Below are 24,134 nucleotides of genomic sequence, written 5' to 3' on the forward strand. Positions count from 1 at the left end.
AGTTAACCTGGTAAAACCAGGAGCGCTCTTATTTTTTTACCCGCAGTATTAGTTGAAGCATGCATAGCAAGCCAATACCCATAGTTTACTTATATAAGCATTAATTAAATTTATAGGTTTAGAAGGGAGGGCTTAACCCGGCTGGCATTACAAAACATCGACAGCCCGCCAGATTTTCATCGTTATCAGGATAAAATACCAAGCTAGCATAAACTGATGGCGTAATACTGTGACTTAAGTGAAAAGGCGGCATGCTCTAATTGAATGTTCAGGTTTCGTTATGGAGTAATGGCAATCTACATCGCAGATGCTATAAAAATAATACCCGCATTATTCCTTGATAAGCAGGATCATATGTTAAATAACATCAGTGTCAGGACGTTTATTATTTTATTTCTGGTGTTCACTCTTGTTATCGTCAATGTCGTTGAATTCATATTATCTGCCGGACTGGATGTAATTATTTACGCTAATGTTGTAAATGCCATTTCTATATTATGTCTGTGGTGGTACATGACAAAATACCTGGTGGTGCCGATCAATACCGTAAAAAGGAGTATCGAAGAGGTTACATCTGGGAATCTGGCAATCAGCATTCCAGAATTCGGAAATAACTGTGCGGGTCGGCTCATTCCCGGTATTAATAGCTTGTCGAACAATATTTCATCCTTAGTCAGTGAGATAAGAACGTCCTCAAGAACTGCGATGACGCTCTCAGAACAACTCGCCGAGCGCAGTGCTGAGCTGTCAGTTAAAACGGAACAGCAATCAGGGGCATTAATGCAAACAACCGCAAACATGGATGAAATCGCAGTCAGCACACGAAATAATGCGGATAACACGCAGATGGCCAGCGCTCAGGCTAATATCGCGACGCAATCCGCGCGTCAGGGCGGCGAATTAATGGTGCAGGTAGCGTCAAATATGCGCTCTATTACTGAATGTGCGGAACAGATGACGGAAATTATTACGCTGATAGATGGCATTGCATTTCAGACGAACATCCTGGCACTGAATGCCGCAGTGGAGGCAGCAAGGGCAGGTGAGCATGGTAAAGGATTTTCCGTGGTTGCAGGTGAAGTGAGAATACTTGCACATCGTAGCGCAGAGGCGGCAAAAAATATTAAACGGCTAATTGATGAGACACATTACAATGTTCAGCAGGGCGCAGCTGTTGTGCGCGAAGCAGAAAAAAATATGCAGGACATTGTCGATGGTGCCGGCCAATTAAACCAGTTGATGGGTGAAATACTGACGACAACGCAGGAGCAGGAAAAAGGGATCACGAAGATAACCCAGGCCCTGGCTGAACTGGAAAATGTGACCCAAAGCAATGCCATCATGGTCGATGAATTATCTGACTCATCAGGTATTCTGAAAAGTCAGGTGAATGACCTCCAGTCCCGAACACATAAATTTCGCTTGAGTACTATCTCAGTGGCTGATCCACTCACACAATCCCGAAGCAGTTCTGTTGTAACAGGAATAAGTCGACGGGATAGATATGGTCATTCATTCTAATCCTGCTGTAAAAGTGCTGACATCGTCGGCGCTTTTTACTTTATCTGAACATTTTTCTGAATCATTTCAGCACAATGGGACAATGAGATATTGCTTAACATATTCTGAAGGCTAGACTAACGAAAAAGCTGAGTGTATGTGGAGGTGCTGTGGAAGCCATTAGGGGATCTGAAGTTAATGTGCCGGATGCCGTATTTGCCTGGCTGCTGGATGGCCAAGGTGGGGTGAAACCGCTTGATGATAACGATGTTATCGACAGTCAGCATCCCTGTTGGTTGCATCTTAATTATACCCATCCGGATAGCGCGCAATGGCTGGCGACAACGCCGTTACTTCCTAACAATGTGCGTGATGCGCTGGCAGGAGAAAGCATGCGCCCGCGCGTAAGCCGAATGGGCGAAGGCACGTTGATCACGTTGCGCTGTATTAATGGCAGCACCGATGAACGTCCAGACCAGCTTGTCGCGATGCGTGTGTATATGGATGAGCGTCTGATTGTTTCTACACGCCAGCGTAAAGTTTTGGCGCTGGATGATGTGGTCAGCGAGCTGGAGGAAGGGACGGGACCGAATGATTGCGGAGGCTGGTTGGTCGATGTGTGCGATGCCTTGACCGATCATGCCAGCGAATTTATCGAGCAACTGCATGATAAAATCATCGACCTGGAAGACAATTTGCTTGATCAGCAAATCCCGCCACGAGGCTTTCTGGCATTACTGCGTAAGCAACTGATTGTCATGCGTCGCTACATGGCTCCTCAACGCGATGTTTACTCGCGTTTAGCGAGTGACCGTTTACCGTGGATGACCGACGACCAGCGCCGCCGGATGCAGGATATTTCCGACAGACTGGGAAGAGGTCTGGATGAGATAGACGCTTGTATCGCCCGAACCGGCATTATGGCGGATGAAATTGCGCAGGTTATGCAGGAATCGCTGGCTCGCAGAACCTATACCATGTCATTGATGGCAATGGTCTTTCTGCCCAGCACATTTTTAACCGGATTATTCGGCGTTAACCTCGGAGGCATTCCTGGTGGAGGCTGGCAATTTGGCTTCTCGTTGTTTTGTATTCTGTTAGTTGTCCTGATTGGTGGTGTTACTTTATGGTTGCATCGTAGTAAATGGTTGTAACAACAACGTTTTTTAGAGCCTTTCGCAGATGAAAACGCCCATTCTTTTGAGCGAAGTCAATAAACCATCTACCTATTCGGGGCAATATCTCTCTCGCAGGTGAATGCAACGTCAAGCGATGGGCGTTGCGCTCCATATTGTCTTACTTCCTTTTTTGAATTACTGCATAGCACAATTGATTCGTACGACGCCGACTTAGATTAGTCGGCTTTTTTTTGCCTGCAGGAAATCAGCGTCTACCCTAAAAGAGTCAGCCTGATTGACTGGAGGATAATATGACCTGCCTGATTGCATTACTGCAGCTACAAGTCCTAAACGCCGAGTCGTTACCTACCGATCCGGTCCCTGTACCCGATCCGATACCCCGTCCGCAACCGATGCCGGACCCACCACCGGATCAAGAACCGATTAAATTGTCGCATCACAGGCGGAGATCTGCGAGGATACGCGCCTGCTGAATGTGAGTTTTTACCGCGAGATAAAATTGTGACCGCTTTTTCTACCCTGAATGTTTTGCCTGCCGCCCAACTCGAGAATCTCAATGAGCTGGGTTATCTTGAAATGACGCCTGTTCAGGCCGCTGCGCTGCCGGCGATCCTGGCCGGAAAAGATGTTCGCGTGCAGGCAAAAACCGGCAGTGGCAAAACGGCCGCGTTTGGTCTTGGGCTTTTACAGCATATTGATGCCTCTCTTTTCCAGACGCAATCACTGGTCTTGTGCCCGACGCGGGAACTCGCTGACCAGGTGGCTGGTGAGCTTCGTCGTTTAGCGCGTTTTCTGCCCAATACCAAGATCTTAACCTTGTGCGGTGGACAACCCTTTGGTGCGCAGCGCGATTCACTTCAACATGCGCCGCACATCATTGTCGCTACGCCAGGCCGTTTACTTGACCACCTGCAAAAGGGAACAGTCTCTCTGGATGCCCTGAATACGCTGGTCATGGATGAAGCCGATCGTATGCTGGATATGGGCTTTAGCGACGCGATCGATGATGTGATCCGCTTTGCACCACCTTCACGTCAGACGCTGTTGTTTTCAGCAACCTGGCCGGAAGCGATTGCCGCTATCAGTGGTAGGGTGCAGCAAAATCCGTTAACGATCGAGATTGATACAGTTGATGCGTTACCCGCCATCGAACAGCAATTTTTTGAAACTTCTGCGCACGGCAAAATTGCGTTACTGCAAAAATTGCTTAGTCAGCATCAGCCGGCATCATGCGTTGTTTTTTGCAATACCAAAAAAGATTGTCAGTCAGTTTGCGATGCGCTGAACGCGGCAGGACAAAGTGCGCTGTCGTTACATGGCGATCTTGAACAGCGCGATCGTGATCAAACTCTGGTTCGTTTTGCGAACGGAAGCGCTCGCGTACTGGTTGCAACCGATGTTGCTGCGCGAGGCCTCGATATTAAATCACTTGAGCTGGTAGTTAACTTCGAACTGGCATGGGATCCGGAAGTCCATGTACACCGTATCGGACGTACGGCGCGTGCCGGTAACAGCGGGCTGGCTATCAGTTTCTGTGCGCCGGAAGAGGCTCAACGTGCCAATATTCTTTCCGAAATGTTACAGCTGAAGCTGAACTGGCTGCCTGCACCCGGCAATAGCGCAATCGTGCCGCTTGAAGCCGAAATGGCAACGCTGTGTATTGACGGTGGTAAAAAGGCAAAAATGCGTCCAGGAGATGTTTTAGGGGCACTGACCGGTGATATCGGTCTGGATGGCGCTGATATAGGCAAGATTGCCGTTCATCCGGCGCATGTTTATGTCGCCGTTCGCCAGGCTGTAGCGCATAAAGCATGGAAGCAATTGCAAGGCGGTAAAATCAAAGGCAAAACTTGCCGGGTTCGTCTACTGAAATAAATGTCGTGCCGGAGCGCCTGAAGGCGCACAGCCTGAAGGCCTACAGACGCTCATGCGCTTTGTAGGCCTGATATAACGAGTCGTAAATTACTTCACTTCCACAACGTTCAGTCGTAACTCATCCAGCTGATTGTCATCTTCTTCTGGCTGCCAGCCGGCGGGTTGCAGCGGGATATCTTCACGATCAAAAGCCAGGTCGCCACCGTCCACGACTTCTGAACCATGTTTAATGCCTTTGAAATCGAAAAGATTGATATCGCTAAGGTGTGAAGGCACAACGTTTTGCATCGCGCTAAACATGGTTTCAATACGCCCAGGGTAACGTTTGTCCCAGTCGCGCAGCATATCGGCGATCACCTGGCGCTGCAGGTTAGGCTGTGAACCGCAAAGGTTACACGGAATAATCGGGTAGCCCTTGGCTTCGGCGAAACGCTCGATGTCTTTTTCTCGGCAGTAGGCTAACGGGCGGATCACGATGTGCTTACCATCATCGCTCATCAGTTTCGGCGGCATGCCTTTCATTTTCCCGCCATAAAACATATTCAAAAACAGCGTTTGCAGAATATCATCGCGATGGTGCCCCAACGCAATTTTCGTGGCGCCTAATTCTGTTGCAGTGCGGTACAGGATACCGCGACGCAGGCGGGAGCAAAGAGAACAGGTGGTTTTACCTTCAGGAATTTTATCTTTGACGATACCGTAGGTATTCTCTTCGACGATTTTATATTCAACGCCAAGCTGTTCCAGATACTCCGGCAAAACATGCTCCGGGAATCCAGGCTGTTTCTGGTCAAGGTTAACAGCAACCAGAGAAAAACTGATTGGTGCGCTCTGCTGTAAGTTACGCAGAATTTCCAGCATGGTGTAGCTGTCTTTCCCACCGGAAAGGCAAACCATAATACGATCGCCATCTTCTATCATATTGAAGTCGGCAATAGCTTCGCCCACGTTACGGCGCAGACGCTTTTGTAATTTGTTCAGGTTGTATTGTTCTTTCTTGCTAAAATCTTGATTTTGCGACATTTAGTAGAGGCTCAATTCATAGTGTGGCATCAGAAGCGTATGCATCACGCCGGATAGTCCGGCAAAAAGAAGTCTGATATAAAAACTGTGGCGTGTATGGTACGGATAAGCGGGAAAAATGTCAGCACATTTAGGTCAGGAATCGTGGGGTAAAAGGGTGAGAAATGAAAAGCCCGCAGCGATGTGCGGGCCAAACAGCTTAGCGAACAACCAGAACGGAACACTCCGCATGACGTACTACGGCAGCGGCGTTAGAACCCAGCAGGTAAGTGGTGATGTCCGGGCGGTGAGAGGCAATAATCACCATATCTGCCGGTAATTTTTTTGCTATCTCCAGAATTTTGTCTTTTGGTGCACCTTCAGCAACATGCACCTGTACTCTGTCAGTCGGTATATTGAACTTCTTGATAATCTCTTCCAGTTGAGATTTTGCTTCGGCTTTCAGATCGTCCATGGCCGGTAACTCTGCCGAGTAGGCCAGTCCCAGAGAAGCATAATAGGGCAATGACGGAATGACGGTCAAAAAATGAACCTGCGCATCGTCAATTTTTGCCTCAGCTTCAACATGGGCAATAACGCGTTGAGTTAATTCTGAGTCTGAAATATCGATGGGTACAAGAATCGTTCTGTTCATAAAACCTCCTGTTTAAGTATCCATCTAAAGCTTACCGCGTAATGGCACTTTATGTACAATGACAGAGGTCACATTTTGGCATCACTTTATTTTGATTTCAGGAAATTTTCCTTTTATTACTCCATCGTAAAACCGGCCTTTAGACACTACTGTCAGGAAATCGCGAAAAACACGGACTGGGACATGCTGATATTGCAGCGTACCCATCTGGTGAAACCTAATTTCAAGCGTGAAGGAGGATTCGTCATAACCGACGGATGCAATACGAGATGATTTGACGGGGTGATGATTCATTGCGGGCATCCTCTACGACAGCACTTAATGCAATATATCATCTATCAAAGAAACGTTTTAACGCAACAGATATAATGTTTTGATCCAGATAAAACAGAATTACCATAAAAAGAATGGCCCGCTGTTTCCAGCGGGCTGACAAACTTAGAACTGATAAACCAGACCCAGTGCTACAACGTCATCAGTGGTGATACCGTTGTTTGCATAGAAGCTGTCATCTTCGTCCAGCAGGTTGATTTTATAATCAACGTAGGTGGACATATTTTTATTGAAGTAGTAAGTCGCGCCAATGTCAGCGTATTTAACCAGATCTTTGTCACCGTCAGTTGCGTTCAGATCCTGACCTTTAGACATCAGGAAAGAAACTGCCGGACGCAGACCAAAGTCGAACTGGTACTGTGCAGTGACTTCAAAGTTCTGAGTTTTATTAGCGATGGTGTTGCTAGCGTCACCGTTACTGTCGCCGTACGGAGTCATGTTACGGGTTTCAGAGTACATGGTTGCCAGGTAGATGTTGTTGGCATCATATTTCAGACCAGCAGTCCATGCGTCAGCTTTATCGCCGCCAGCAGTAGAGTGGTTGACCTGGTCATTCGTGCGGTCAGAAGAGGTGTATGCCGCACCGAAGCTTACGCCCATACCCAGATCGTAGGTTGAGGAGATACCGAAGCCGTCACCGTTGGAGTTCTTCATGTTACGGTCGCCGCCATTACCCGTACCTTCCTGCTCCGGGGACTGGTTTTCGTTAGCGCCCTGGTACTGCAGTGCAAAGTTCAAGCCGTTTACCAGACCGAAGAAATCAGTGTTGCGGTAGGTTGCAACGCCATTCGCACGACCGGTCATGAAGTTATCAGCTTTGGTGTAAGAGTCACCACCGAATTCTGGCAGCATATCGGTCCAGCCTTCTACGTCGTACAGTACGCCGTAGTTACGACCGTAGTCGAATGAACCGTAGTCGCCAAATTTCAGACCAGCAAATGCCAGACGAGTGAAGCTGTTGCCATGGTCGCTTTCAGTCGTGTTAGCGTTAACCTGATATTCCCACTGACCGAAACCAACCAGTTGGTCGTTGATCTGAGTTTCACCTTTGAAACCCAGACGCATATAAGTCTGATCGCCATCATTGTTAGCGTCATCAGAGAAATAGTGCAGACCATCTACTTTACCGTAGAGATCTAATTTATTGCCGTCTTTATTATAAACTTCAGCAGCGTGAGCTGCGCCAGCAGCTAACAGGGCAGGAATTACGAGAGCCAATACTTTTCTGTTCATTGAAATAATCCTTTAGTTTTTTTATTTACCTGTGACTACCCATATAGGGAGTAAAAGCATGCTAAAGGAGAAGTTCCGTAAAGAGATAAATATGAATTGTTACGCCTTAAGTAAAACCTTAAGCAAATAATACTACAGAAATGATGATAATTATCGTGAATGTATTGAAGTTAAATATATAAAATTAAAATTATACAAGTCAATTTTGTTGGGATATTCTGCGCAGGTTATATGCCTTTATTGTCACGTTTTATTTTTCGTTGGGGAATTAGTAGAAATATTGATTAGCCAGCGAATAAATTGACAAGCCCGAACAACTGTTCGGGCTTTTTTTTGACTTCAGGCTACTACTTACCTAAACGTTTTAATCGGTACTGCTCTTTTCTGCTTTTCCTGCCAGTTGCGCGAGGAAGTCATAGCGTTTTTGCAAATCAGCCGTAGCATCCTTCCACAGTTGTTCAGCAACTTCAGGCTGCTGAGCGTTAAGACGACGGAAACGCTGCTCATTCATCAGCGTCTCAGCCAGTGCGTCTGACGGAGGACGAGAGTCAAGAGCCAGCGGCAGTTTCCCTTCATCAGCACGACGCGGATCAAAGCGGTACAGTGGCCAGAATCCGGTCGCTGTGAGCTGACGCATTTGATCGTGGCTCAGCGCAAGATCGTAACCGTGCTCTTCACAAGGACTATACGCAATAATCAGCGACGGGCCAGGGTATGATTCAGCTTCCTGAATAGCTTTCACCGTTTGATTCAACTGCGCGCCTAAAGAGATCTGTGCGACATAAACATGACCGTACATCATCATACTTACGCCGAGATCTTTACGGGCTTTACGCTTACCATGTTCGCCAAATTTGGTGACGGCACCAAGAGGCGTAGCTTTTGACGCTTGCCCACCCGTATTGGAGTAGCACTGGGTATCCAGCACCAGGATATTAACGTTTTCGGTCAGGCTTAAGACGTGATCCAGGCCGCCAAAGCCAATGTCATAAGCCCAGCCATCACCACCAATCAGCCAGATTGATTTCTCAACCAGTGCGTCGGCGTCGGTTAACAATTGCTGTGCACCGTCAACACCTTGTAGATGCTGGCGCAAAGCTGCAACCTGTTCACGACGAACCTCAGGTGTTGCTTCAGCGTGCAGGGCCTCATTCAGCTCCGCCGGGATTTTATCAGCAAACTGCTCCAGTAAACGCATTACACGCACACGATGCTGATCCACCGTTAAACGGAAACCCAGACCAAATTCGGCATTATCTTCAAACAGTGAGTTAGCCCACGCCGGTCCCCGACCATTGGCATCGGTGGTATATGGCGTTGAGGGCAGGTTACCGCCATAAATCGATGAACAGCCGGTCGCGTTAGCGATCAGCATGCGATCGCCGTACAGCTGCGTAAGCAATTTAATATACGGTGTTTCACCGCAGCCAGAACAGGCTCCGGAATATTCAAACAGTGGGGTAATCAACTGAGAAGTACGAATATCGATACGTTCCAGCTTGCTGCGGTCAATCTCAGGAAGATTGAGGAAGAAGTCATAGTTCACTTTTTCTTCTTCAACATGCTCAAGGCGGGACATCATATTGATGGCCTTGATCTCCGGATTCTGACGATCTTTTGCCGGGCACACTTCAACGCAAAGATTACAGCCGGTACAGTCTTCTGGCGCGACTTGCAGTACATACTTCTGACCGCGCATATCGCGTGATTTTACATCCAGTGAATGCAGACTGGCAGGGGCATTTTCCAGCGCTTCCGGCGAAACCACCTTGGCACGGATTGCCGAGTGCGGACAGGCGGCAACACAGTGGTTGCACTGGGTGCACAGTTCTTCTTTCCAGATAGGGATCTCTTCGGCGATATTGCGTTTTTCCCAGCGCGTGGTACCCATCGGCCAGGTGCCGTCCGGCGGAAGTGCTGATACGGGCAGGGCATCTCCCAGACCGGCGAGCATAGCGGCGGTCACGGTTTTAACAAAGTCAGGGGCCGCATCAGAAACAACCGGAGGGCGATTGGCGCTGTGAGGGTCTACCGGCTGCAACGCCACTTCGGCGACGGATTCACGTGCCAGCGCCAGCGCCTGCCAGTTACGTTCAACCAGGTCCTGACCTTTGCTGCTGTAGCTTTTCGCGATCGCGCCCTGCAGTTCCGCCAGTGCGCTGTCGCCAGGTAAAATTTGCGTCAAATGGAAGAATGCCATTTGCATGACGGTGTTGATTCGCGCCGCCAGGCCACACTCGCGAGCGATTTTAGCCGCATTAATCACGTAAAAACGTGCTTTCTTCTGATTAAGTACTGCCTGAACTTCCTGCGGCAGGCGCGCCCAGACTTCATCGACACTGTATGGCGTATTGAGCAGGAAAATACCGCCAGGCTTCAGTCGCTCCGCCATTTGATACTTATCAATAAACTGCAGTTGATGGCAGCCAACGAAATCTGCCTGCGAAACCAGATAGGCTGAACGAATAGGTTGCTCGCTGACGCGTAAATGGGAAACTGTCAGACCACCCGCTTTTTTCGAGTCGTAGACGAAGTAACCCTGTGCATACCACGGCGTAGAGTTGCCGATAATTTTGATGTTATTTTTGGTGGCAGACACACTGCCGTCGCTGCCCAGTCCATAAAACAGGGCTTCGAGTTTAGCGGTACCGGGGAGGGTGTTTTCCGGCAGAGGGAGCGACAGATTCGTTACATCATCATAGATGCCGACCGTAAAGCGTGGTTTCGGTTTAGCGTTGTTCAACTCATTAAACACCGCCATTACACAATCCGGGCCAAACTCTTTTGAAGAAAGACCATAGCGACCACCAATAACGCGCGGCAACGTTTCCCGCTCACCGCAGTTAAACGCTTCGGCAAGCGCTGTCATGACATCCAGATACAACGGTTCAGCCTGTGCGCCAGGCTCTTTTGTGCGATCCAGTACAGCGACACTGCGTGCCGTTTCTGGGAGGGCCTGCAGTAAATGTCTGGCAGAGAATGGGCGGAACAGACGCACTTTGAGCACGCCGACTTTTTCGCCGCGAGTAAGTAACTCTTCCACGACTTCTTCGCAGGTTCCAATCGCAGAGCCCATCAAAATAATGACGCGTTCTGCCTGTGGATGACCAAAGTATTCAAACGGCTGGTATTGGCGGCCCGTCGCGGCGGCGAAATCGTTCATCGCCTGCTCGACGTGATCATAGACCGCGTTGTACCACGGGTTAGTGGCTTCACGAGACTGGAAATAGGTATCCGGGTTAGCCGATGTTCCGCGAATAACCGGATGTTCCGGATTAAGTGCACGGGAACGATGGGCATCAATCTCCGCCTGCGGTATCAGTCCGTGGATCGTGTCATCGGCCAGCGGTACAATCTTATTGATTTCATGCGATGTGCGGAAACCATCAAAGAAATGAATAAAAGGAACTCGGCTTTTCAGCGTAGCAATTTGCGAAATCAGCGCAAAATCCTGAGCTTCCTGTACGCTGCTGGCGCACAGCATGGCGCAGCCCGTCTGCCGAACGGCCATTACGTCCGAGTGGTCGCCAAAGATAGACAGTGCATGAGTGGCAATGGTGCGGGCAGCAACGTGCAGCACAAATGGCGTCAGCTGACCGGCCAGTTTGTACAACGTCGGGATCATCAGCAACAAACCTTGCGATGAGGTAAACGACGTAGAGAGCGCACCGGTCTGCAATGCACCGTGAACAGTTGCAATAGCACCGCCTTCAGACTGCATTTCCACTACGCGTGGGGTATCCCCCCAGACATTTTTAAGCCCGTTCCCGGCCCAGGCATCAGCCTGTTCTGCCATCGTCGAACTGGGCGTAATCGGGTAGATGGCGATAACCTCGCTGGTACGAAATGCGACCGAAGCAACCGCACCATTACCGTCAATTGTGATCATACTGACACCCTTACATTGCGCAAAAAGGGGACTCGCGAAACAGTTGCGAGTCCTGTAATTATCTTTCTATTTTAGCAAATGCCATCCGGACACATTTTCGCTTTTGTGTCCCTGGAATAAAGAGAATGAATGGTTTGATCAAAGGAGTAGCCAAAAAATTGGCAGGAAATGTAAATGATACGCATAAATGCGCATCTTGCCTCTCGACGTCAGTGTTTCTGCTGCCTATTATTTATGGCTGTGTCGTTTGGTTAATATTCAGAGGGGAGTGAAATGCGCGCAGCGTTTTGGGTAGGGTGTGCCGCGTTATTATTATCGGCTTGCAGCAGTGAACCCGTTCAGCAGGCAACGGCCGCACACGTCGCACCAGGTATGAGAGCAGCAATGTCCAGTTCCGGAGAAGCTAACTGCGCTATGATTGGTGGTTCACTTTCTGTTGCCCGTCAACTGGATGGTTCAGCCATCGGGATGTGTGCATTACCCAACGGCAAACGCTGTAGTGAGCAGTCGCTTGCCGCAGGAAGCTGTGGAAACTACTGAGTTTCCGTATTGACTACATTAAATCAGCCAGTTTATACGTCAGAGTTTGTTCGGCTGTCGCCAGTGTTAGCTGGTTAGCCGTCAAATCGACCTGTGCGCCTTGCTCAAACATCTTGCTGACAATGCCATCGAGCGCGTTCAGCTGTGGGTCGGCGCACATCATGCGGGTCATTGCCAGGTTTTTCACCTTCAGTTCGCCGTCGGACAGTTTGCCCTGACCGGTAAATTGGTTACACATTTTGCCTGACACCGTCATGTTTTCGCCAAAACTTAATTCGGGCTGATTCTTTGCAACGGTTATCGGTTTGCCATTCACACTTTCCAGAACGAAACGGTGGTGCTGTAACTGTTCGCGATTGACGGAAACCTTTCCATTGCTCGCACAGCCAGCCATAAGCATGCTGAGCGCAATCAACGTGACAACTTTCTTCATTGAATTTCTCTACATTCGTGATGTGAATACAATCAGTATAATAATGATATCGCCGGATATATCATCAGGGGTTATCTGAAAATGCTCCCCTGATAGCAGGGGAGCAAAGCGGTCAGAAGAGGGCGTTCGGGCAGGTTTCGCCTTTGGAAATTTGTGCCAGGTTCTGCAACGTTGTTTCAGAGATACTGATCAACGCTTCGGCCGTCAGGAACGCCTGATGCCCGGTAAACAGCACGTTGTGGCAGGCAGACAAGCGGCGGAACACATCATCCTGAATGACATCGTTAGATTTATCTTCAAAGAAGAGATCGCGTTCATTTTCATACACATCCATACCCAAAGAACCAATTTTCTGGTTTTTCAGGGCATCAATAGCCGCCTGTGAGTCGATCAGCGCACCACGACTGGTGTTGACAATCATCACGCCATTCTTCATTTGTTCAAAGGCTTCGTGGTTGAGCAGATGATAATTTTCCGGCGTTAACGGGCAGTGCAGGGAAATGACATCCGATTCCGCAAACAGTGTTTTGAGATCGACATATTCAACGCCTAATTCCAGAGCTGCGGCACTTGGATACGGATCAAAGGCCAGCAGACGCATACCAAAGCCTTTCAGGATCCTCAGTGCGGCAATACCAATTTTACCGGTACCGATCACCCCAGCCGTTTTGCCGTACATAGTGAAGCCGGTCAGCCCTTCAAGAGAAAAGTTGGCATCACGGGTACGCTGATAAGCACGATGAATTCGGCGGTTTAATGTCATCATCATGCCGATCGCATGTTCTGCGACCGCTTCAGGTGAATACGCCGGCACACGCACAACCTGCAGGCCCAGCTCTTTGGCCGCATCCAGATCGACGTTGTTAAATCCGGCGCAGCGCAGGGCGATGTACTTCACACCATGGTTTTTCAACTCTTCCAGAACCGGGCGGCTGCCATCGTCGTTAACGAAGATACATACGGCTTCGCAGCCATGGGCTGTTTTGGCCGTCTTTTCCGTAAGCAGAAAGTCAAAGAATTCAAGTTCAAAACCAAAAGCCTCGTTAACCTGCTGCAGGTACTTCTTGTCGTACTGTTTTGTACTATAGATGGCGAGTTTCATAAGACTTTCTCCAGTGATTTTAAAATCACATTAATCCAATTCAAATTATTTTACAAAATCCAAAAAATAATTGATAGTCATAGATATAGTGAATAATTCCAGAGCATCTCTTGTTAGTGTGGGCATGTTAGTCAATTTCAACAACTGACTAATTTTTATCTTCCCAGTGCCTGACAATCTGCGCTCTGTTTACTTTGCTCGTCCACCGCTGCCTGGTTTTCTGTTAGATAGATAGCACAACACTTTTACCAATGAGCAATTGATACATTGAGCAGTGGAATAAGGGACAGGCGCAGATGGTACTTGGTCATACTCGCCATGCGGTTTTTATGATTAAGCATATGATTAATAAATAATTCTTTGACTCATGCCAGTTCTATAAATATTACGTATATTTAAGGAGCATCTATTCTTAAGGTGGGCATATGTAGCTAAACATGCCACAATACTGGCCTAAACCGGCTTAAATTTTCGCGAAATCAGGACATTAACTACCCATGAAGGGTAAATATAAAGCCGCTCTGGCACTACTCTTATTATTGATCCTCATGCCGCTGACGTTGTTGATGACGCTTGGCCTGTGGGTTCCGACGCTGGCAGGCATTTGGTTGCCCGTCGGTACGCGCATCGCACTGGATGAGAGCCCACGGCTAACCCGGCATGGGCTACATATTCCACAACTCCGTTATCTGGTCGATGACTGCCCGCTGGCGAAAATTACGCAGGCGGATCTGTCACATCCCAGCCGCTGGTTGCTGAACGTCGGGGCTATTGAACTGGATTCAGCCTGTCTGGCCAAACTGCCGCAAACGGAACCTTCTCCCGCCGCACCTAAAACGCTGGCGGAGTGGCAATCCATGTTGCCCAATACCTGGATTAACATCGACAAACTCATCCTTTCTCCGTGGCAGGAGTGGCAGGGCAAGCTGTCACTGTCGTTGACGCCCACCAGCCAACAGCTTCGCTACCAGGGTGACAAAGTCAAATTTCAGGGGCGTCTCCACGGTCAAAATCTGACGGTCAATGAACTTGATGTTGCCGCATTTGAAGATCAGCCGCCGGTGAAACTGGTGGGTGAATTCACGATGCCACTGGTTCCTGACGGCCTGCCGATCAGCGGGCATGTGGTCGCCACTCTCAGCCTGCCGCAGGAACCCTCTCTGGTGGATGCGGAGCTGGAATGGCAGGAAAATCGTGGACAACTGATCGTAATGGGACGAGGCAATGCCGATCCTCTGCTCGATCTTCCGTGGGAAATCACCCGCCAGCAACTGACTATCAGCGACGGTCGCTGGAACTGGCCTTATCAGGGATTTCCGTTAAGCGGTCGGCTGGGTGTGAAAGTTGAAAACTGGCAGGCTGGCCTGGAAAACGCGGTGGTGAGCGGGCGATTAAATGTTCTGACACAAGGTGATGCAGGTAAAGGTAACGCTGTCCTGACCATCGGCCCTGGCAAACTCGCCATGGATAATAGCGAGATGCCATTACAGTTAACCGGCGAAGCAAAACAGGGCGATCTTATTTTTTATGCGGTGCTACCCGCACGGCTCAGTGGAAGCCTCAATGATCCGCAACTGATTTTTGAACCTGGGGCATTGCTGCGTTCCCGCGGACGCGTTATTGACTCTCTGGATATTGACGAAATTCGCTGGCCACTGGCGGGAGTGAAGGTCACTCAGCGCGGTGTTGATGGTCGATTGCAGGCCATTTTACGTGCCCATGAAAACAAGATGGGGGGATTTGAACTGCATCTTGATGGTCTGGCCAATGATTTCCTCCCTGACGCTGGCCGCTGGCAGTGGCGTTACTGGGGTACAGGGGGATTTACGCCGATGCACGCCCGCTGGGACGTGGCGGGCAAGGGTGAATGGCACGATAACACCCTCAAACTTTTTGACCTTTCTACCGGGTTCGACCAACTGCAATACGGCACGATGAAAGTGGAAACGCCACGTCTGATCATGGATCAACCGATTGTGTGGGTGCGGGACCCGGCAAAACCAACATTCAGCGGCGCGTTGTCACTGGATGCCGGAAAAACCACCTTTACGGGCGGAAGCGTTCTGCCACCATCAACCCTGAAATTCAGTGTTGATGGGACCGATCCGACGGTATTCCAGTTCAAAGGGCAGCTTCATGCAGGGGCAATTGGTCCTGTACAGTTAAACGGGCGCTGGGATGGTGTCCGTCTGCGTGGACAGGCCTGGTGGCCAAAACAATCGCTCACTGTTTTCCAGCCGCTGGTTCCTCCTGACTGGAAAATGAACCTGCGCGAAGGGGAACTGTATGCACAGGTTGCTTTCTCCGCCGCCCCGGAACAGGGCTTTGAGGCGGGCGGTCATGGGGTATTAAAAGGCGGTAGCGCCTGGATGCCAGATAACCAGATCAATGGTGTGGATTTCGTGCTGCCGTTTCGTTTTAGTGAAGGAGCGTGGCAACTGGGCACACGCGGACCGATTTCACTACGTATTGCGGAAGTCGTGAATCAGGTGACAGCGAAAAATATTACCGCCGACCTGCAGGGAGGATATCCCTGGAGCGAAGATAATCCTTTACTGCTCAGCAATGTCAGCGCCGAGTTGTTAGGAGGTAAAGTCATCATGCAGCAATTGCGTATGCCTCAGCACGATCCGGCCTTAGTCCGAGTGCAAAATATCTCTTCCAGCGAACTTATCAGCGCGGTTAATCCCAAACAGTTTGCCATGTCTGGACCGGTCAGCGGCGCGTTGCCTCTGTGGCTGAATAATGAAAAATGGATTATCAAAGACGGCTGGCTTACCAATCCTGGACCAATGACGTTGCGTATCGACAAAGATACTGCTGATGCCGTCGTTAAAGACAACATGGCGGCTGGAGCGGCGATTAACTGGCTGCGCTATATGGAAATAACCCATTCCTGGACGAAAATAAATCTGGATAACCTGGGTGTATTAACGATGCAGGCAACCGTCACTGGCAATAGTCGGGTGGATGGCAAAGTGGGAACGGTGAATTTGAATTACACCCACGAAGAAAACGTATTTACGTTATGGCGCAGTTTGCGTTTTGGCGACAATTTACAGGCATGGCTCGAGCAAAATGCAACGCTGCCAGAAACCCATTGCCCGGAAGGCAAGGAATGTGAGGAACAACCATGAAAACAATAGCTGCCATGCTGGGACTTCTGGCGTCATCTCTGCTGGCGGGGTGTACTCCGCGTATTGAAGTGGCGGCCCCCAAAGAACCCATCACCATCAATATGAACGTCAAAATCGAGCATGAAATCCATATCAAAGTCGATAAAGATGTCGAGAGTTTGCTGAAATCACGCAGTGACTTGTTCTGAGGTGAAGATGAAAAGATCACTTAACGCATTCATTCTTATTTTGAGTTTGCTGAGTGCCAACGCGTTTGCATTAACGCTGGGTGAAGCCCGAACTCAGGGGCGGGTTGGCGAAACGCTTAACGGCTATCTCGTGGCATTAAAAACCGATGCTGAAACCCAGACGCTGGTGAGTGAAGTGAATAAAGCGCGCAATGCCAGCTATCAGCAACTTGCTGAAAGTAACAACATCCCGGTTGATGAAGTGGCAAAGATGGCTGGACAGAAACTGGTTGCTCGTGCCAAACCGGGTGAATACGTGCAGGGCATTAATGGTAAATGGTTGAAAAAATAATCGCCCGTCTGTTCAGAGGATCCGGTTTTACTTTAACCAACAAGCGTATTTGACGGGCAATGATCCATTGCTCCACTATAATCAAACCGACAAATTATCAAGGAGTGATGATGACGCTTTATCAGATAAAGCCTGCCTTTCAGGCGCTTTTACGCCCGGTAATGTTCTGGCTATACAAAAAAAACGTTACTGCTAATCACGTCACACTTGCAGCGATGGTGCTTTCTTTTGTGACAGGAGCGGTACTGTTTCTTTTCCCTCAACCTGAATTATTTGTTCTCCTGCCGATCGTGCTGTTTGTGCGGATGGCGCTCAATGCGCTGGACGGGATGCTGGCACGTGAGTGCAATCAAAAGTCACGTCTGGGCGCCATTCTCAATGAGACCGGGGATATTCTTTCAGACCTTGCGCTTTATCTACCCTTTATGTTGCTCCCGGCCAGCAATGTACTGTTGGTGATAGTGATGCTGTTCTGCGCAGTGACGACGGAATTTTGCGGCGTGCTGGCACAAACTATCAATGGAGTGCGCAGCTATGCCGGGCCGCTGGGCAAAAGCGACAGAGCGCTGGTGTTCGGCGCATGGGGACTGGCGTTGACGCTATGGCCTCAACTTGTACAGTGGAATAACGCCGTCTGGGGTGTTGCAACGCTGTTGCTGTTATGGACGGCGATCAACCGCTGTAAGAGTGCATTACGCGATGAGGTGGTGGAATGATGCTGCTGGAAAAGTCGCTTGCCGTTATTTTTTCTCTGCTACTTATTGCGACACTGATCAACGGATTACTTGTATGGCTACGTCCAGGTAAAGACTGGCGGGAACTGACGCTGCGTATTCGCACCTGGTGGGTGATCATTATTCTGTTTTCGCTGGCTATCTTAAGCCCCCACTGGCTGGCGTTGACTTTTTTTGCGCTGGTAAGCTTTATGGCGTTAAAGGAATTTTTAACACTGGCACCATCGCGCCATACCGATCGCATGCCGCTGTTGTGGATGTTTATTGCTATCCCTGTTAACTACTGGCTGATAGGCATCAACTGGTACGGCATGTTTGTGGTGTTTATCCCGGTGTATGCTTTTTTATTCTTACCCGTACGGATGGTGATTGCTGGCGACACCCAGGGATTTCTGCGTTTTGCCTCACAGCATCACTGGTGCCTGATGACTACCGTGTTTGCATTCAGTCACGTTGCGTTCCTGCTGGTGCTGCCCGCTGACGGTATGCAAACAGGAGCACTGCTGGTGCTTTTCCTCGTGGGCTTAACGGAATTCAACGACATTGCGCAGTACCTGTGGGGAAAATCGATTGGCCGCATCAAAGTGATGCCTAAAGTCAGCCCTAATAAAACCCTGGCGGGACTGATCGGTGGTGTAGCAACCACTACGCTCGCAGCAGCACTACTGGGACCACTAATGACGCCGCTAAGCGTGCCTTTGTCGCTGCTGGCAGGGTGCATTATCGGTGTCACTGGTTTTTGTGGGGACGTTGTGATGTCGGCTATTAAGCGGGATATCGGGGTGAAAGACAGCGGCACGCTGTTACCCGGTCACGGCGGTATCCTCGACAGGCTCGATTCCCTGATCTTCACCGCCCCCGTGTTTTTCCATTTCATTCGCTATTTTTGCTACTAACTTATGATGAGCTCATTTCTGCGAACGCTGTTTACATTGTGCATCGTCTGGCCGGTTATTTGGCTATGGCTTGGGCTGCGCGTCAGACACCGGGAGCGCTTGCCAACTCGTGGCCCGGCTATCGTGGTAGCAAATCACAACAGTCATATGGATGTTTTCGCGCTGCTTTCACTATTTCCGCTCCGCCGCCAGGCATCTGTTCATCCGGTGGCCGCCGCTGATTATTTTTTGCGTAATAAAGCGATGGCCTGGTTCGCTCTCAATATTCTCAACATTATTCCCATTTCACGTAAGGGCGGTGAAGCTAACCCGCTGGCACAGTGCGAACAGGCATTACGTGAAGGTAAGATCCTGATCCTTTTTCCAGAAGGTACGCGTGGCGAACCAGGAAAGCTTTCACCGCTAAAATCAGGGTTGTGGCATCTGAGTCAGCGTGCGCCGGAAGTCCCAATTACTCCCGTCTGGCTGCGCGGTACGGAGCACATCATGGCGAAGGGGAATCGCATTCCTCTGCCGCTATTTATTGACGTCAATATTGGTGAGACGTTGTGCTTTCAGAGCGACAAACGCGTCTTCATGGATGATCTCAAACAGCAGCTTTTGCAGCTACAGCAACAAACGACAGGAAAGCCTCCTCATGACTGACATGCGAGCGCCAGACGAACGATGGTTTTTGACCAGTGACAACACCGGGTTGTTTTATCGCCACTGGCCGGCATTTTCGGCAGGCCCTGTTTCAAAAGTAATTGTTCTGTTTCACCGTGGACACGAACATTCCGGGCGTCTGCAGCACATCGTTGATGAGCTGGCGATGCCGGATACCGCATTCTATGCCTGGGACGCACGAGGTCACGGACACTCTCCGGGACAGCGTGGCTATAGCCCGTCGCTGGCACGTTCGGTGCAGGATGTCGAAGAGTTCGTGCGTTTTGCCGCTGCGGACAGTCAGGCCGCAATGGAAGATGTGGTGGTGGTAGCGCAAAGCGTTGGCGCGGTATTAGCCGCAACCTGGGTTCATGATTATGCGCCAGACATTCGTGGACTGGTATTGGCGTCTCCGGCGTTTAAAGTCAAATTGTATGTGCCATTTGCCCGCCCAGGGCTGGCGTTAATGCATCGCCTGCGTGGCCTGTTTTTTGTTAACTCCTACGTTAAAGGGAAGTATCTGACGCACGATCCCGAACGCGTGGCAAGCTTCAATCAGGATACGCAAATCACCCGGGCAATCGCGGTGAACATTCTGCTGGATCTCTACAGGACGGCAGAGCGAATAGTCAGCGATGCCGCCGCCATTACGTTACCGGTGCAGTTGCTTGTTTCAGGGGACGATTTTGTTGTGCATCGTCAGCCACAGATCGATTTTTACCAGCGTCTGCGGAACCCACTTAAGGAACTGCACGTGTTGCCGGGGTTTTATCACGATACGCTGGGGGAGAAAGACCGACATCTGGCGTTCGACAAAATGCGTAATTTTATTGATACGTTATATGCGAAACCACCCCAGCGTTTTGATTACAGCAATGAGGATCGCTGGAGTCCTGGGGCCGATAGCTGGCGGATGTTAAACGGGGGACCGGCTCCTTATTCTCTCGATGATATTGCCTATCGTGGTTTGCGCTACGGGATGAAACTACTGGGAACACAATCGACAGGTGTTCGCCTTGGATTTGAAACCGGTTTTGACTCGGGCAGTACGCTTGATTATGTCTATCGTAACCAGCCTCAGGGCAGCAGTGCGCTGGGGCGTTTAATTGATAAGAACTACCTGAATAGCGTCGGCTGGAAAGGGATACGCCAGCGTAAGATCCATTTGCAGATGCTGATTCGTCAGGCTGTTGCGCGGCTCGCAGAGCAGGGCACACCCGTTAATGTGGTCGATATCGCTGCCGGACACGGGCGCTATGTACTTGATGCGCTCGAAGGTGAAACGGCGGTGAACGCGATCTTATTGCGTGATTACAGCGATCTGAATGTGAATAAAGGAAGGGAAATGATCGCCAGCAGAGGAATGGCTGACATCGCCCGTTTCGAGCAAGGCGATGCCTTCAATCGCCAACAACTGGCGTCTCTCGAACCCCGACCTACGCTGGGGATCGTCTCTGGCCTGTACGAGCTTTTCCCCGAAAATTCGCTGGTACAGAATTCTCTGGCCGGACTGGCGGATGCAATAGCGCCGGGTGGTGTACTGATTTACACCGGACAGCCCTGGCATCCACAGCTAAAAACCATCGCATGGTCACTCACCAGCCATAAAGATGGCAAAGCGTGGGTGATGCGAGTGCGCACACAGGGTGAAATGGATGCGCTGGTGCGTGATGCGGGGTTTGATAAGTGTGCGCAGTTGATTGATGAGTGGGGAATTTTCACCGTTTCCATGGCGGTGCGCCGTGGTACCTGAACGTCGTAAGGTTATAGTCCAGGCGATAGGCTGGTTATTGCTACTGGCTCCATTTTTCTTCCTCACTTACGGTAAGGTCAATCAGTTTACCGCCTGGCAGGATGCTCAGTACCATAACGTCGGAAGTCTCGTGTTTAGCTGGGAGTCCGCTATTCCCTTTATTCCGTGGACTATTCTTCCTTACTGGAGCCTGGATCTGTTCTACGGGTTATCGTTGTTTGTCTGTACTACACGTTTCGAACAACGAATGCTGGTACTGCGTCTGGTACTGGCATCGGTTATCGCCTGCGGCGGTTTTTTGCTGTTTCCGCTCCAGTTTAGCTTTACCCGCCCCGAGGTTAGCGGTGCAGCAGGGTGGTTATTTTCTCAGCTCGAGCAGTTCGACTTGCCCTACAACCAGTCTCCATCGTTGCACATTATCCTCTGTTGGCTGCTGTGGCGGCATTTCAGTCGCTACCTTTCTGGTGGTTGGCGCAGGCTGTGCGACGGCTGGTTTTTGCTGATTGCCGTTTCCGTACTGACCACCTGGCAGCACCATTTTATCGATATCATTACCGGACTGGCGGCAGGAATGCTAATTGACTGGATGGTGCCGGAACAACACCGCTGGCGCTGGCAAAAGCCGGATACGGTGCGTTTGAAGCTGATGCGTCGTTATTTGTTGGGGACAGCCATATGTTTTATCGCCGGAGCGCTGATAACGCCCTGGCTACTGTGGCCAGCATTATCGTTGTTGATAGTCGGGTATGGCTATGGCGGATTTGGCACAGCAGCCGCAGGTAAAGATCAACTGGGACGGCTGTCGCCACCCGTGTACTGGCTGTTACTTCCTTGGCGCGTAGGGATGTGGCTGTCGATGCGCTGGTTTACCCGCCGCCTGCCAGCGGTGAGCTGTATTGCTGAGGGGGTCTATCTCGGCAGCTTTCCACGCCGGATCCCCGCGCAAAACGCAGTGCTGGACATGACCTTTGAGTTTCCGCGTGGACGCGCCACCGCGTCACGAGCCTATGCTTGTGTACCGATGTTGGATCTGGTTATTCCCAACAAAGCAGAACTGCAACAGGCTGTGGAACGACTGGAGATACTGCGTCAGGAGCAGGGGACTGTACTGGTTCACTGTGCATTGGGACTGTCGCGCAGTGCGATGACCGTCGCGGCGTGGCTTTTGCATTATGGTCATCAGGCGACAGTAGAGCAGGCGGTAGCACATATTCGTCAGCGTCGTCCACAGGTGGTACTGACAGATAAACATCTGGAGATGCTGGAACAATGGCAACAGAAAGTGACAACGTAACACAAAGCGACGGTATTCAGCGTGATCTGCTGGGGCACACGCTGGCAAGCTGGCGTTTTATCCTGCTTTTTTCCCTCCCGCCGATGGTGTGGGTCATCTTCACGGCTCCATCAGGTATCTCTCGCGCCATCGTTGCGCTGTTGTGCGCTATCGTCTGGTTTGGTTGCTGGAGAGTGTGGCTTGATGGTCGCTATTTTTCGCTCATTAATGCGCAGAACAACGAGCTGGCCGGAGAGGTTCTTGGTGTTATATGGCGGCGTGAAAGGTTAAAGACGCTCACACTGGCCGAACGTCAGTCAGGCGCACTAAAACAGTGTCGCCAGACGTTTTACATGGTTGCCATTCTGTGGGCTTTCTGGCTGATGCTACTGATTTAGTTTTCACCGGAGCTATTCATCCATAGCGCAATAGTTGCCAAACGGAACTGTACTGATGCTGATATATTTCATCACCGGTTGTGTCCTGGAGTTAACTTATGTGGCTTTTCAAGTGGTATGTCTGGAATCGTTGGGTATTCAAACATTTAAGCAGGGATGTTGCGGAGCCGGAGCAGTTTTTACTCCATTGCTGGGAAGAGAATCTGGCAAAGTGCAGGGATTACTCACTCATCTGGCGTGACATCAATCGTATTCACGGAAAGCAGACAAAGAGATAGGAGTCTATCCCGTCAGGCTCTGAGTGCCGGTTAAAAACCCTCCCACCGGACGGTGAGAGGGGAAATTATCAGGCAGCAACCACGCTATCAATCGCCGCTTTTGCATCAGATTGTGCTTTCGATGCCACTTCTGGACCGTAGGCAATACCTTCAGCGAAGACAACGTTCACGTCGGTGATGCCGATAAAGCCCAGGAAAACATTCAGGTACGGAGTGATCAGATCGGTTGGTGTATCTTTGTGGATACCGCCACGGCTACTCAAAACGATAGCACGTTTACCTGTTACCAGACCTTCAGGTCCTTTCTCGGTATAACGGAAAGTTACCCCGGCGCGGGCAATCAGGTCGAAGTAGTTTTTCAACTGCGTCGGGATGTTGAAGTTATACATCGGGGCGGCGATCACAATGACGTCATGCGCTTTCAGTTCAGCAATCAACTCATCAGACAGCGCCAGCGCTTCTTGTTGACGTGGAGTCAACGGCGCATCGCTCGGGCGCAGAGCACCCACCAGTTCGCCATCCAGTACCGGAACAGGATTTGCAGCCAGGTCACGAACCGTGATCTCGTCAGCAGGGTGTTTTTCACGCCACTGTTCAACAAAATAATCAGACAACTGACCAGACTGAGAGTACCCTGCCAGAATACTGGATTTAAGAACTAATACCTTGCTCATGGGTGATTCCTTATATGTGTTTGAAGGGGATGTGCCCCGTTGCTTGTTGACACTTTATTCACAATCCTGCCGTAGTGATAGCGCAATATATCGAATCCTATGTTCGAAATTATTGAACAACACACG

At 50.1% G+C, this 24,134-nt stretch carries 22 protein-coding genes; 14 read left to right on the forward strand and 8 right to left on the reverse strand.

All coding sequences use genetic code 11. The annotated features are described in order from the left end of the window. The first annotated feature begins 354 nt into the window (after nucleotides 1-354). The 4 genes from OGY01_RS07405 to dbpA all read left to right on the forward strand — a co-directional run bounded on the left by OGY01_RS07405 (nucleotide 355) and on the right by dbpA (nucleotide 4,514). Nucleotides 355-1,521: a methyl-accepting chemotaxis protein gene (locus tag OGY01_RS07405; RefSeq protein ID WP_286492833.1), complete on the forward strand. Its 1,167-nt coding sequence runs from the start codon at nucleotides 355-357 to the stop codon at nucleotides 1,519-1,521. A gap of 149 nt (nucleotides 1,522-1,670) precedes the next feature. Then, entirely contained in the window at nucleotides 1,671-2,654 is a 984-nt protein-coding gene (gene zntB, locus OGY01_RS07410) for a zinc transporter ZntB (protein WP_045442872.1), read from the forward strand. A gap of 275 nt (nucleotides 2,655-2,929) precedes the next feature. Beyond that, entirely contained in the window at nucleotides 2,930-3,112 is a 183-nt protein-coding gene (gene ynaL, locus OGY01_RS07415; protein WP_502873403.1) for a proline-rich small protein YnaL, read from the forward strand. A 28-nt stretch (nucleotides 3,113-3,140) separates the two neighbouring features. After that, nucleotides 3,141-4,514, forward strand: a complete 1,374-nt coding sequence (dbpA, locus tag OGY01_RS07420) for an ATP-dependent RNA helicase DbpA (protein ID WP_045442869.1) — start codon at nucleotides 3,141-3,143, stop codon at nucleotides 4,512-4,514. Nucleotides 4,515-4,601: 87 nt separating this feature from the next. Here dbpA and ttcA read toward each other — a convergent pair whose 3' ends face one another. From ttcA to nifJ, 5 genes are all read right to left on the reverse strand, one after another. Then, entirely contained in the window at nucleotides 4,602-5,537 is a 936-nt protein-coding gene (ttcA, locus tag OGY01_RS07425; protein WP_045442865.1) for a tRNA 2-thiocytidine(32) synthetase TtcA, read from the reverse strand. A 199-nt stretch (nucleotides 5,538-5,736) separates the two neighbouring features. Next, entirely contained in the window at nucleotides 5,737-6,171 is a 435-nt protein-coding gene (uspF, locus tag OGY01_RS07430; protein WP_045442862.1) for a universal stress protein UspF, read from the reverse strand. A gap of 81 nt (nucleotides 6,172-6,252) precedes the next feature. Next, nucleotides 6,253-6,465: a KTSC domain-containing protein gene (locus tag OGY01_RS07435; protein WP_286492745.1), complete on the reverse strand. Its 213-nt coding sequence runs from the start codon at nucleotides 6,463-6,465 to the stop codon at nucleotides 6,253-6,255. A 144-nt stretch (nucleotides 6,466-6,609) separates the two neighbouring features. Beyond that, nucleotides 6,610-7,737, reverse strand: a complete 1,128-nt coding sequence (ompC, locus tag OGY01_RS07440; RefSeq protein WP_045442858.1) for a porin OmpC — start codon at nucleotides 7,735-7,737, stop codon at nucleotides 6,610-6,612. Nucleotides 7,738-8,101: 364 nt separating this feature from the next. Next, nucleotides 8,102-11,626: a pyruvate:ferredoxin (flavodoxin) oxidoreductase gene (gene nifJ / locus OGY01_RS07445; RefSeq protein ID WP_286492747.1), complete on the reverse strand. Its 3,525-nt coding sequence runs from the start codon at nucleotides 11,624-11,626 to the stop codon at nucleotides 8,102-8,104. Nucleotides 11,627-11,899: 273 nt separating this feature from the next. On the opposite strand from nifJ, the gene OGY01_RS07450 reads away from it, so the two are divergent. After that, the gene (locus tag OGY01_RS07450) at nucleotides 11,900-12,166 is read left to right on the forward strand and encodes a putative hemolysin (protein ID WP_045442854.1); all 267 of its coding nucleotides are present in this window, start codon (nucleotides 11,900-11,902) and stop codon (nucleotides 12,164-12,166) included. A gap of 13 nt (nucleotides 12,167-12,179) precedes the next feature. Here the strand turns inward: OGY01_RS07450 and hslJ are convergent, their stop codons facing one another. Together hslJ and OGY01_RS07460 are read right to left on the reverse strand one after the other, a co-directional pair. Then, nucleotides 12,180-12,599, reverse strand: coding sequence for a heat shock protein HslJ (gene hslJ / locus OGY01_RS07455; RefSeq protein ID WP_045442852.1), 420 nt, complete (start codon nucleotides 12,597-12,599; stop codon nucleotides 12,180-12,182). Between the two features lie 112 nt (nucleotides 12,600-12,711). Further along, nucleotides 12,712-13,701, reverse strand: a complete 990-nt coding sequence (locus OGY01_RS07460) for a 2-hydroxyacid dehydrogenase (RefSeq protein ID WP_045442849.1) — start codon at nucleotides 13,699-13,701, stop codon at nucleotides 12,712-12,714. 497 nt (nucleotides 13,702-14,198) lie between these two features. On the opposite strand from OGY01_RS07460, the gene OGY01_RS07465 reads away from it, so the two are divergent. From OGY01_RS07465 to OGY01_RS07505, 9 genes are all read left to right on the forward strand, one after another. Beyond that, on the forward strand, nucleotides 14,199-16,838 hold the full coding sequence (locus OGY01_RS07465) for a YdbH family protein (protein ID WP_286492748.1): 2,640 nt from the start codon (nucleotides 14,199-14,201) through the stop codon (nucleotides 16,836-16,838). Next, on the forward strand, nucleotides 16,835-17,026 hold the full coding sequence (locus OGY01_RS07470; protein WP_045442846.1) for a YnbE family lipoprotein: 192 nt from the start codon (nucleotides 16,835-16,837) through the stop codon (nucleotides 17,024-17,026). The genes OGY01_RS07465 and OGY01_RS07470 overlap by 4 nt, the downstream gene beginning before the upstream one ends. Before the next feature lie 7 nt (nucleotides 17,027-17,033). Further along, nucleotides 17,034-17,357 carry a YdbL family probable chaperone protein gene (locus tag OGY01_RS07475; protein ID WP_045442844.1) on the forward strand — a complete coding sequence of 108 codons (324 nt, stop codon included), beginning with the start codon at nucleotides 17,034-17,036 and terminating at the stop codon, nucleotides 17,355-17,357. A 110-nt stretch (nucleotides 17,358-17,467) separates the two neighbouring features. After that, entirely contained in the window at nucleotides 17,468-18,073 is a 606-nt protein-coding gene (locus tag OGY01_RS07480) for a CDP-alcohol phosphatidyltransferase family protein (RefSeq protein WP_286492838.1), read from the forward strand. Continuing rightward, on the forward strand, nucleotides 18,070-18,987 hold the full coding sequence (locus OGY01_RS07485) for a phosphatidate cytidylyltransferase (RefSeq protein WP_045442839.1): 918 nt from the start codon (nucleotides 18,070-18,072) through the stop codon (nucleotides 18,985-18,987). Before OGY01_RS07480 ends, OGY01_RS07485 begins: the two co-directional genes overlap by 4 nt. 3 nt (nucleotides 18,988-18,990) lie before the next feature. Beyond that, the gene (locus tag OGY01_RS07490) at nucleotides 18,991-19,632 is read left to right on the forward strand and encodes a lysophospholipid acyltransferase family protein (RefSeq protein ID WP_286492751.1); all 642 of its coding nucleotides are present in this window, start codon (nucleotides 18,991-18,993) and stop codon (nucleotides 19,630-19,632) included. Beyond that, entirely contained in the window at nucleotides 19,625-21,385 is a 1,761-nt protein-coding gene (locus tag OGY01_RS07495) for a bifunctional alpha/beta hydrolase/class I SAM-dependent methyltransferase (RefSeq protein ID WP_286492753.1), read from the forward strand. The genes OGY01_RS07490 and OGY01_RS07495 overlap by 8 nt, the downstream gene beginning before the upstream one ends. Continuing rightward, complete coding sequence (locus tag OGY01_RS07500) at nucleotides 21,375-22,679, forward strand: phosphatase PAP2/dual specificity phosphatase family protein (protein ID WP_286492754.1); 1,305 nt, start codon at nucleotides 21,375-21,377, stop codon at nucleotides 22,677-22,679. The genes OGY01_RS07495 and OGY01_RS07500 overlap by 11 nt, the downstream gene beginning before the upstream one ends. Further along, nucleotides 22,655-23,056, forward strand: coding sequence for a hypothetical protein (locus OGY01_RS07505; protein ID WP_045442831.1), 402 nt, complete (start codon nucleotides 22,655-22,657; stop codon nucleotides 23,054-23,056). The genes OGY01_RS07500 and OGY01_RS07505 overlap by 25 nt, the downstream gene beginning before the upstream one ends. Before the next feature lie 346 nt (nucleotides 23,057-23,402). On the opposite strand, the gene azoR is transcribed toward OGY01_RS07505, so the two are convergent. Beyond that, nucleotides 23,403-24,008 carry an FMN-dependent NADH-azoreductase gene (gene azoR, locus OGY01_RS07510; RefSeq protein WP_045442827.1) on the reverse strand — a complete coding sequence of 202 codons (606 nt, stop codon included), beginning with the start codon at nucleotides 24,006-24,008 and terminating at the stop codon, nucleotides 23,403-23,405. Nucleotides 24,009-24,134 lie beyond the last annotated feature (126 nt).

The organism is Citrobacter sp. Cm038 (assembly GCF_030333105.1).
In the GTDB taxonomy this organism is placed as follows: domain Bacteria; phylum Pseudomonadota; class Gammaproteobacteria; order Enterobacterales; family Enterobacteriaceae; genus Citrobacter; species Citrobacter murliniae.